This window comes from Bacillus sp. AM 13(2015) (assembly GCF_001518755.1).
GTDB classification, from domain to species: Bacteria; Bacillota; Bacilli; order Bacillales; family Bacillaceae; genus Bacillus; species Bacillus safensis.
On record NZ_LKCP01000021.1, the window covers coordinates 1 to 9,511 of the forward strand.

The 9,511-nt window shown below is 41.6% G+C and carries 8 protein-coding genes and 1 pseudogene; 7 read left to right on the plus strand and 2 right to left on the minus strand.

Features of this window, described 5'->3' with window-relative positions:
- Positions 1 to 1,250 (minus strand): PEP/pyruvate-binding domain-containing protein (locus AOQ70_RS02285; RefSeq protein WP_197414592.1); only part of this gene is annotated, 1,250 nt, incomplete at its 3' end.
- A 281-nt stretch (positions 1,251 to 1,531) separates the two neighbouring features.
- Between AOQ70_RS02285 and AOQ70_RS02295 the strand changes: the two genes are divergently transcribed.
- The 3 genes from AOQ70_RS02295 (at position 1,532) to uvrA (ending at position 6,921) form a co-directional block, all read left to right on the plus strand.
- The gene (locus AOQ70_RS02295; RefSeq protein ID WP_025093987.1) at positions 1,532 to 1,777 is read left to right on the plus strand and encodes a CsbA family protein; all 246 of its coding nucleotides are present in this window, start codon (positions 1,532 to 1,534) and stop codon (positions 1,775 to 1,777) included.
- Positions 1,778 to 2,051: 274 nt separating this feature from the next.
- A complete protein-coding gene (gene uvrB, locus AOQ70_RS02300; protein ID WP_039181713.1) occupies positions 2,052 to 4,037 on the plus strand; it encodes an excinuclease ABC subunit UvrB in 1,986 nt (661 codons plus the stop codon).
- A 7-nt stretch (positions 4,038 to 4,044) separates the two neighbouring features.
- On the plus strand, positions 4,045 to 6,921 hold the full coding sequence (gene uvrA, locus AOQ70_RS02305; protein WP_059374731.1) for an excinuclease ABC subunit UvrA: 2,877 nt from the start codon (positions 4,045 to 4,047) through the stop codon (positions 6,919 to 6,921).
- Between the two features lie 31 nt (positions 6,922 to 6,952).
- On the opposite strand, the gene AOQ70_RS02310 is transcribed toward uvrA, so the two are convergent.
- Positions 6,953 to 7,183 carry a hypothetical protein gene (locus AOQ70_RS02310; protein ID WP_034281058.1) on the minus strand — a complete coding sequence of 77 codons (231 nt, stop codon included), beginning with the start codon at positions 7,181 to 7,183 and terminating at the stop codon, positions 6,953 to 6,955.
- A gap of 197 nt (positions 7,184 to 7,380) precedes the next feature.
- On the opposite strand from AOQ70_RS02310, the pseudogene AOQ70_RS02315 reads away from it, so the two are divergent.
- The 4 genes and pseudogenes from AOQ70_RS02315 to AOQ70_RS02330 all read left to right on the plus strand — a co-directional run bounded on the left by AOQ70_RS02315 (position 7,381) and on the right by AOQ70_RS02330 (position 9,408).
- Positions 7,381 to 7,717, plus strand: a pseudogene (locus AOQ70_RS02315) (hypothetical protein).
- Between the two features lie 11 nt (positions 7,718 to 7,728).
- Positions 7,729 to 8,820: a DUF4097 family beta strand repeat-containing protein gene (locus AOQ70_RS02320; protein ID WP_059374733.1), complete on the plus strand. Its 1,092-nt coding sequence runs from the start codon at positions 7,729 to 7,731 to the stop codon at positions 8,818 to 8,820.
- A gap of 6 nt (positions 8,821 to 8,826) precedes the next feature.
- Positions 8,827 to 9,021 (plus strand): PspC domain-containing protein, encoded by a 195-nt coding sequence (locus AOQ70_RS02325; RefSeq protein ID WP_024423578.1) that lies wholly within the window; start codon positions 8,827 to 8,829, stop codon positions 9,019 to 9,021.
- Complete coding sequence (locus AOQ70_RS02330; protein WP_024423577.1) at positions 9,022 to 9,408, plus strand: phage holin family protein; 387 nt, start codon at positions 9,022 to 9,024, stop codon at positions 9,406 to 9,408.
- Positions 9,409 to 9,511: the final 103 nt, after the last annotated feature.

The following is a 9,511-nucleotide window of genomic DNA, read 5'->3' on the forward strand; positions in this document are numbered from 1 at the left end:
TCGAGTTTTTCGTAAAATGGAAAGAAGTTTTCTTCAAGAATCTTATACATCCGTTCACTTAGATGTGGAAATAACTCAAACATACTTTCATTAAAAACGGGTGCAGCTGTCTCTCCCACTTGAGACATTTCCGGTGCAGAGTATAGGTGTCCCCTGTAAAGCTTAATATCTTTGATGTTCATATCAGGTACTTGATACTTTTCTCCATTTTTCTTCATCCCGCTTTTTAAGGCTGGTATGATCAGGCTTGAGAAAAGAGGGCTTGTTGGACCAGGCATATGATCGTCCATTGAAATCCAGAAATCTTGCAGCTCTTCTGGCTGCATGAGAAAAGAAGCACCTGCTGTTTCATTTGCTGATTTTGAGAGAGCTGTGGTAATCGGCCTTGCTTGAAGTAAATAAAACGACCCATTTGCTATACCAAATTCGATATCGACTCCATGTCCGTAAAGTTCTTCTACTTGTTTTGTGATTTGTGCGATTTCTTTCAATTGATCATCGTTCAGGCAAAACTGGCCAGCCATTTCCTCCGCTACTGGCTCCTCGATGACACCCTCTTGGAAAGGAACAATTTGCAGCTCTTTCGCCCCAAGTGTTTTTTCAATCAAAAAGTTCTCTTTATTTACAATAAACGTGTCCGGTGTCACAAGACCGGAGACAATTGCTTCTCCCAAGCCGTAGCTTGCGGTCAGCATCATTTCATTTGTTTTTCCCGATATGGGATTCTCACTAAAGATGACACCGGACACGTCAGAATGGATCAATCCTTGAACGACAACGGCCATAAGCGGCATCTCTTCCTCGTTTTCATTCATCTCTTCCTTATAGTCTGTGACTCTCGCTGCAAAATAAGAAGACCAGCATTCTTTGACAGCTAGTAAAAATTCTTCATTTGATTTGATATTTAAATAGGTCTCGTACTGTCCTGCAAATGAGGCCCCTTCGAGATCTTCAGCAACAGCAGAGGAGCGGACTGCAACTGAGGGATAAGTCTTCCGCAATGATTGAAAGGACGAAAGCAGCTCTGCTTCCATTTGTGAAGGAAACGATGCTTCTTTGATTTTTTGAGAAAGATTTTGTTCTGCTGGCTGCAGATTGTGATATGAAAGAAAGCTTTCAAAGCTGTTGGTTTTAATAATAAATCCATCTGGGACTGGCAGACCGTGATTGTTTAATTTGATTAAATTTAGGCCTTTTGCCCCTGCGAGTGATGCGGATTCTTCAGCCGCATGAAATAAAACTGAATACATGGGAATGCCCCCTTATCCAAATAGCCAATGGTTTGTATGTGTCTCTATTATTTAAAATGATAGTGCGCACTATCATTTTAATCATAGGATTGATTGGATGTTATTGTCAAAGACGGAAAGACCTATCTTTATAAAGGGGACAATCTCACTAATTTTCTTCTATTTCTAAAACAAAAGTCTCCGAACATGAAGAAAAAAGGCAAAATTGAAAACTGTGAATTGTTCAATATGCCAATCTTTACTATAATCAAGGAAGTAGACCATGAAGAGGGAGGGTTTTTGTGATTACAAAAGCCATATTTGCACTAGTTTTTCCTTTCCTGCTCGTTATTTTATTTTCAAAGGTTACTTATAATCATTACGTAGGCATTGCGTTAACAGCAGCGCTTTTATTTGCTTCGTATATGAAAGGCTATACAGAAACCTACTTTATTGTGGGATTAGATATTATTTCTTTAGTAGCTGGGGCTTTGTTTATGGCTAAAAAAGAAATCGAAAAGAGAGAAAAAGCTGAAAAACATCAATGATGTTATCTCAATGCTGAAAACTGACATGTTTTAAACAAGAGCTGTGCTTACGATTTCTAGTAAGCGCAGCTTTCTTTTTCTGCTCATCGAATATCTCACTCCAAAATGTTCCATACTGAAAGGAAGGTTTTCTGGTTATTTGCCAAGGGAGAGAGGGTATGACTGTATTGGAAATAAAAATCAAGTGAGAGCCGAACTTTAGTTCGTATTTTTGTGTTCTTTTATGATAATATATTCATTAGATAGATTTTCGTAACGAAACGGAGGCTTTGATGTGAGTGACCGCTTTGAATTAGTTTCTAACTATCAGCCCCAAGGAGATCAGCCAAAGGCGATTGAAAAGCTTGTTGAGGGGATCCATCAGGGGAAACAGCATCAAACGCTGTTAGGTGCTACAGGTACGGGAAAGACCTTTACTGTCTCCAACCTGATCAAAGAAGTGAACAAACCGACGCTTGTCATTGCGCATAATAAGACACTTGCCGGTCAGTTATACAGCGAATTCAAGGAATTTTTCCCGAATAATGCTGTTGAATATTTTGTGAGTTACTATGATTATTATCAGCCAGAGGCATATGTACCTCAGACCGATACATTTATTGAGAAGGATGCCAGTATCAATGATGAGATTGATAAGCTGAGACACTCGGCCACGTCCTCGTTATTTGAGAGAAGGGATGTCATCATCATTGCCAGTGTGTCCTGTATTTATGGCTTAGGTTCGCCAGAGGAATACAGAGAGCTTGTGCTGTCATTGCGCACTGAAATGGAGATTGAACGCAATCAGCTCCTTCGTAAGCTGGTGGATATTCAGTATTCTCGTAATGATATAGATTTTCAGCGCGGAACCTTCCGAGTCAGAGGAGATGTCGTTGAGATTTTTCCTGCTTCACGAGATGAGCATTGTATCAGAGTGGAGTTTTTCGGTGATGAAATTGAACGTATTCGTGAAGTGGATGCGTTGACTGGAGAAATACTTGGTGATCGTGATCATGTGGCCATTTTCCCAGCATCTCACTTCGTCACAAGAGAAGAAAAAATGGAAAAAGCCATTATCAATATTGAACAAGAGCTAGAAGAACAGCTTGAAAAGCTTCGCGAAAATGGAAAATTGCTTGAAGCGCAGCGCCTTGAGCAGCGGACAAGATATGACCTTGAGATGATGAGAGAGATGGGCTTTTGTTCAGGAATCGAGAATTATTCAAGACATCTGACCTTGCGTCCTCCTGGTTCAACACCGTACACACTGCTTGATTATTTCCCAGATGATTTTATGATTGTTGTCGATGAATCGCATGTGACGATTCCGCAAATCCGTGCCATGTACAACGGGGACCAAGCGAGAAAGCAAGTGTTGGTTGATCACGGATTCCGCCTGCCATCAGCACTTGATAACAGACCGCTCACCTTTGATGAGTTTGAAAAGCATATCAATCATATCGTGCATGTATCAGCAACGCCTGGTCCATACGAGCTTGAGAAAACGCCTGAGGTTGTGGAACAAATTATCCGTCCAACAGGATTACTTGATCCAATTATTGAAGTGCGCCCAATTGAAGGACAAATTGATGACTTAATTGGAGAAATTCATGCACGAATTGAGAAAAATGAGCGTGTGCTCGTGACCACATTGACGAAGAAAATGTCTGAGGATCTTACTGATTACTTAAAAGAAATCGGAATCAAGGTAAATTACCTGCATTCAGAAATTAAGACCCTTGAGCGGATTGAGATTATCCGTGATTTGCGTCTCGGTAAATATGATGTGCTTGTTGGAATCAACCTTCTTCGTGAAGGACTGGATATTCCAGAGGTGTCGCTCGTGGCCATTTTAGATGCGGATAAAGAAGGCTTTTTGCGCTCTGAAAGATCCCTCATCCAGACGATTGGCCGTGCAGCGAGAAATGCAGAAGGTCGGGTCATTATGTATGCAGACAATATGACGAAATCGATGGACATTGCGATTCAAGAAACGAAGCGAAGACGAGAACAGCAAGAAGCATATAACGAGAAATTTGGGATTACCCCACAAACGATCCATAAGAAAATTCGAGATGTTATTAAGGCAACAAAGATACATGAGGATTCGGAAGAATACGAAACAAAAGCAGCACCAAAGCTTTCGAAAATGAGCAAAAAAGAAAGAGAAAAAGTGATCGAAAAAGTCGAGATGGAAATGAAAGATGCAGCAAAAGCGCTTGATTTTGAAAAAGCAGCAGAATTAAGAGATCTATTGCTAGAGCTAAAAGCGGAAGGATGATTGCCTGATGGCTATGGAACGAATAGAGGTGAAAGGTGCTAGAGCCCACAACCTTAAAAATATTGATGTGAATATCCCGCGTGACCAACTAGTGGTCATTACGGGGTTATCTGGTTCAGGAAAATCGTCGCTTGCTTTTGATACCATTTATGCAGAAGGTCAGCGCAGGTACGTTGAATCTCTTTCAGCGTATGCACGCCAATTTCTTGGGCAAATGGATAAACCGGATGTAGATGCCATTGAAGGTCTTTCTCCGGCGATTAGTATTGACCAGAAAACGACGAGCCGAAACCCTAGATCAACAGTTGGTACTGTCACTGAGATTTATGATTATTTGCGTCTCTTGTATGCTCGAGTCGGAAAACCGATTTGTCCTATACATGGGATTGAAATTACGTCACAAACGATTGAGCAGATGACAGATCGTATTTTAGAGTATCCTGAAAGAACGAAATTACAAGTGCTTGCCCCAGTTGTTTCCGGCCGCAAAGGAACACATGTGAAAGTACTTGATCAAATTCGGAAGCAGGGCTATGTGCGAGTGAGAGTCGATGGAGAGATGGAAGACCTTTCAGAAGATATCGAGCTTGAAAAGAACAAGAAGCATTCCATTGAAGTAGTCATTGATCGAATTGTGGTGAAGGAAGGCGTGGCTGCTCGTCTGTCTGACTCACTTGAAACCGCGCTGCGGCTGGGCGAAGGCCGAGTGATGATTGATGTGATTGGACAAGAAGAGCTGTTATTCAGCGAACATCATGCTTGTCCGCATTGCGGGTTCTCTATTGGTGAGCTTGAGCCGAGAATGTTTTCATTTAATAGTCCTTTTGGTGCCTGCCCGAGCTGTGATGGGCTCGGTTCCAAACTAGAAGTCGACCCTGAGCTTGTCATTCCTAATAAGGATCTGACTTTACGTCAGCATGCCATTGCACCATGGGAGCCGCAAAGCTCGCAATACTATCCTCAGCTTCTTGAGGCCGTATGTACACATTATGGCATCGACATGGACATTCCAGTGAAAGATATCCCATCGCATTTATTTGATAAAATTTTATATGGAAGCGGATCTGAACGGATTTATTTTAAATATGAAAATGATTTTGGACAGGTACGTGAAAATGAAATTGAGTTTGAAGGTGTTCTTCGTAATATTGAACGACGCTATAAAGAAACCAGCTCTGATTATATTCGTGAGCAAATGGAAAAATATATGGCGAATCAGCCATGTCCGACATGTAAAGGATATCGTCTAAAAAAAGAAACGCTGGCGGTTCTCATCAATGGCAAGCATATCGGAGAAATCACCGATTTGTCTGTCTCTGATGCCCTTGATTTCTATGAAAAAATCGAGTTGTCTGAGAAAGATTTGCAGATTGCCCAGCTCATTTTGCGTGAAATCAAAGAGCGCTTGTCTTTCTTAAATAATGTGGGATTAGATTATCTGAATTTGAGCCGGTCAGCTGGCACACTATCAGGTGGAGAAGCGCAGCGGATTCGCCTGGCGACTCAAATCGGGTCAAGGTTGACAGGTGTTCTTTATATATTAGATGAACCATCCATTGGTCTGCATCAGCGCGATAATGACCGGTTGATCGGGACGTTGAAAAACATGCGTGACATCGGGAACACACTAATTGTCGTCGAGCATGATGAAGATACCATGCTAGCCGCTGATTATTTAATAGATATTGGACCTGGAGCAGGAGTTCATGGAGGAGAAGTGATTTCAGCTGGAACGCCAGAAGAAGTCATGAAGGACCCGAAATCATTAACAGGGCAATATTTATCTGGTGAGAAATTTATTCCGCTGCCAATTGAGAGAAGAAAGCCTGACGGCCGCTATATTGAGATAAAAGGTGCAAAAGAAAACAACCTGAAAAACGTGAATGCGAAGTTTCCTCTTGGCGTCTTTACAGCTGTGACCGGAGTATCCGGCTCAGGGAAAAGTACGCTTGTGAATGAAATTCTATTAAAATCACTTTCACAAAAGTTGCACAGAGCGAAGGCGAAGCCAGGTCAGCACAAAGAAATCAAAGGAATGGATCATTTGGATAAGGTCATTGATATTGATCAATCTCCAATTGGCCGTACACCGAGATCGAACCCTGCCACGTATACAGGTGTCTTTGATGATGTGCGGGATGTGTTTGCACAAACCAACGAAGCAAAGGTAAGAGGTTATAAAAAAGGCAGATTCAGTTTTAACGTCAAAGGCGGGCGCTGTGAGGCGTGCCGCGGGGATGGCATCATTAAAATTGAAATGCACTTTTTGCCAGATGTGTATGTACCTTGTGAAGTGTGTCACGGGAAACGTTATAACCGTGAAACTCTTGAGGTCACATATAAAGGGAAGAACATTGCTGATGTGCTGGAAATGACGGTGGAGGACGCACTCCAATTTTTCGAGAATATCCCGAAAATTAAGCGGAAGCTTCAAACGATTTATGATGTGGGGCTTGGATACATTACACTTGGACAGCCTGCAACGACATTGTCCGGAGGAGAGGCGCAGCGCGTGAAATTGGCATCTGAGCTTCACCGCCGTTCAAACGGAAGGTCTCTTTATATTTTGGACGAGCCGACAACAGGTCTGCATGTGGATGATATTGCCCGTTTATTAAAAGTGCTTCAGCGTTTGGTTGAGAACGGTGATACGGTGCTGGTCATTGAGCACAACCTTGACATTATCAAGGCTGCTGATTACCTCGTTGATCTAGGACCAGAAGGCGGTGCAGGCGGCGGAACGATCATTGCCTCTGGCACTCCTGAGGACATTGCAAAAGAAGAAGCATCTTACACAGGCCAATACTTGAAGCCTATTTTAGAGCGTGACCTTAAGCGTATGAAACAGCTGGTTAAAGAAACAGAAAGTGTGACTTCTTCATAAAGAAAACCCCTCGATAAGAGGGGTTTTTCTTTTATTGCACATCTTCCTTCGGCATTAAATTACTGAGGTGCGTTAAATCCTTTAAAATATGCGTGCTGCTGCTGTCGAGCAGTACCTTTAAATAACGGATATCACCATACTTTGGATGAGACGGATGAATGGTCTCAAGCTCCTTGATCATATCGCTGTTCATGCTTTTCTGTTTCTGTATAAGGTCTAAAAGCGTTTGAGCCGTGTGGTTTGAATTATGATGATCTGTCAAAATAATTACCCCCTATAATGATAATCACCATCTTTTCAACATATTTTAAAGGGTAATCTGTGAAGAATCTACTCTTAGGTGCAAAAAGAAATAATTTGTGTCTAAGGTCATATGTAAATCGAATGATTTTGAAACTTTTTATACGCAATAAACGTATGAGTTAGAAAGGAATTTTCGTTATGAAGGAGCGAATATATATGAATAGAGATCAGTCGATTATTGCTTCTATTTGTTATTTTAGTGTATTTTTTTATGCCGTTTATCGTACCGATCGTGGCGGTTTTTGTAGTAGACCAAAAGGAAACGAAACGGCATGCGATGCGGGCATTATGGTCACATCTTTTGCCGGTCGCAGCGTGCATTCTATTGGTTTTTGGGTCTATCCCGTTTTTATTGGCGACACAGGCAGGCGACTCGCTCATTCCAGTCATGACGGTGTTCATCTTGTCTTTTTTAGTAGCCATTGGCTTTTTGATCTCTGTCATTTGGAATATCATTCAAGGTATTAAAGTACTTCAATCCATCAAATCTTAGGAGGGCTTTGTATGAATGAAAAAGAACGAATTTTAAAATTAGTAGAAGACGGGGTATTATCAGCAAAAGAAGCAATTACGCTGTTAGAAAAATTAGAAGAAGGTCAGTCCATCTCATTAGAAAAGTCTACGGATGATCACACCTTTCATGAAGAAAAAGCTGGAGCAGAGAGTAAAGGAAACGGCACCGAAAATCTTGGGGCAAAGCTGTTTGGATGGTTAGATACTGCGGTGAAAAAGGTAAAAGACGTGGATCTTGATTTGAACTTTGGACAGTCCGTTGATGTTGAGCATATTTTTCAGTTCAAAGACGCATCGCTCTCTCATTTAGATATTCAATTAGCGAATGGCAGCCTCAACGTGATGCCTTGGGACGATCGAGATATTCGAGCAGAGTGTCATGCGAAAATCTACCGTGCAGAGGATGGAGAGCAGGCAAGACAGCAATTTCTCAATCAATTGGACTGCGGGCTTGAAGGAGATAAATTTTTTATTCGAACCGAAAAGAAGACAATGAAAGTCAATGTTACTTTATACGTACCGCGTATCCAATATGATAAGATCAAGGTCAAGCTGTTTAATGGGCCGATTCGCGGGGAAAAGCTAAAGACAAAAGAACTTGCTGCGAAAACCACAAACGGTGTTGTCTCTTTTGCCTCGTTACAGGCAGAAAAAGTCGGAATTGAAACAGCAAACGGACAAATCAAACTGGCAGATCACGAGTGTGGTATGATTGAAGTAGAAACCATCAATGGGCTCATAGACCTGCGCGGGAAAAGTGAATCAATTGATGCCCAGAGCTTTAACGGAAATATTGCGGTTCAGCTGTCAGATGAAAAGTGCCGTTCCATCTATGCGAAAACGACAACAGGCAGTGTGGACGTTCAGATCCCGCGCGCATGTGCAGTGACCGCTGAGCTGAAAAGCAATCTCGGGTCTATCTCTCATGATTTACTTGATGCAGAGATGATTAAAGAAAAAAATGAAACATTACAAAAAGAGAAAATGATCAAAGCCAATCAACAAGCGGCGCACAGTATATCCATTTTTGCAGAAACAAAAACAGGCTCAATACAAGTAAAGCACCAATCAGACAAGGAGTGATTCTACATGAAGAAGCTTTATCGTTCAGCAACAGATAAAAAAATAGCGGGTGTTGTTGGTGGACTTGCGGAATATTTAAGTGTTGATGCATCGCTGCTTCGTATTTTAACCGTCATCATCGGATTTTTGACAGCATTTATGCCGATCTTTCTGATCTACTTCATCTGGTATTTTGTTGTTCCGGAAGAAGGCACTAAATAAATGCTTAGATGGATCGTCAGTATTTTAGTAAATGCATTACTTTTAATCGTCATTGCTGGATATTTTGATTCAGGCATTCTGCCTGGGCTCGGGAGCGTGTATATTGAAGGGTTTGGCGCAGCCATTGTGGCAAGTATCATTTTGTCCTTGCTCAATATTTTAGTGAAGCCGTTTTTGATCATTTTAACGCTTCCAGTGACCGTCCTTTCTCTAGGATTGTTCTTATTTGTCATCAATGCCATTACACTCATGATGACATCAAGCTTTATGGGAGATAGCTTTAACATTGATGGATTCGGAACGGCCATTTGGATGGCTGTCATTTTGTCCATTTTCCATCTGTTGATACAAAAAGGAATCGTAGAGCCGTTAGCGAAAAAAAGCTAACGGTTTTTTGTGCAAATTTGTATCGTTTCTCCGTTCCATCTGACATAAAAACCACCTTCAGGAGACACAATATCCGAAGGGAGGCGGTGCAAGATGGTGAACG

What these genes read in the sequence shown, in the direction of transcription:
- uvrA (WP_059374731.1), top strand. Translation starts at nt 4,045, where the DNA reads ATGGCTATGGAACGAATAGAGGTGAAAGGTGCTAGAGCCCACAACCTT.
- AOQ70_RS02320 (WP_059374733.1), top strand. Translation starts at nt 7,729, where the DNA reads ATGAATGAAAAAGAACGAATTTTAAAATTAGTAGAAGACGGGGTATTA.
- AOQ70_RS02330 (WP_024423577.1), top strand. Translation starts at nt 9,022, where the DNA reads ATGCTTAGATGGATCGTCAGTATTTTAGTAAATGCATTACTTTTAATC.
- AOQ70_RS02325 (WP_024423578.1), top strand. Translation starts at nt 8,827, where the DNA reads ATGAAGAAGCTTTATCGTTCAGCAACAGATAAAAAAATAGCGGGTGTT.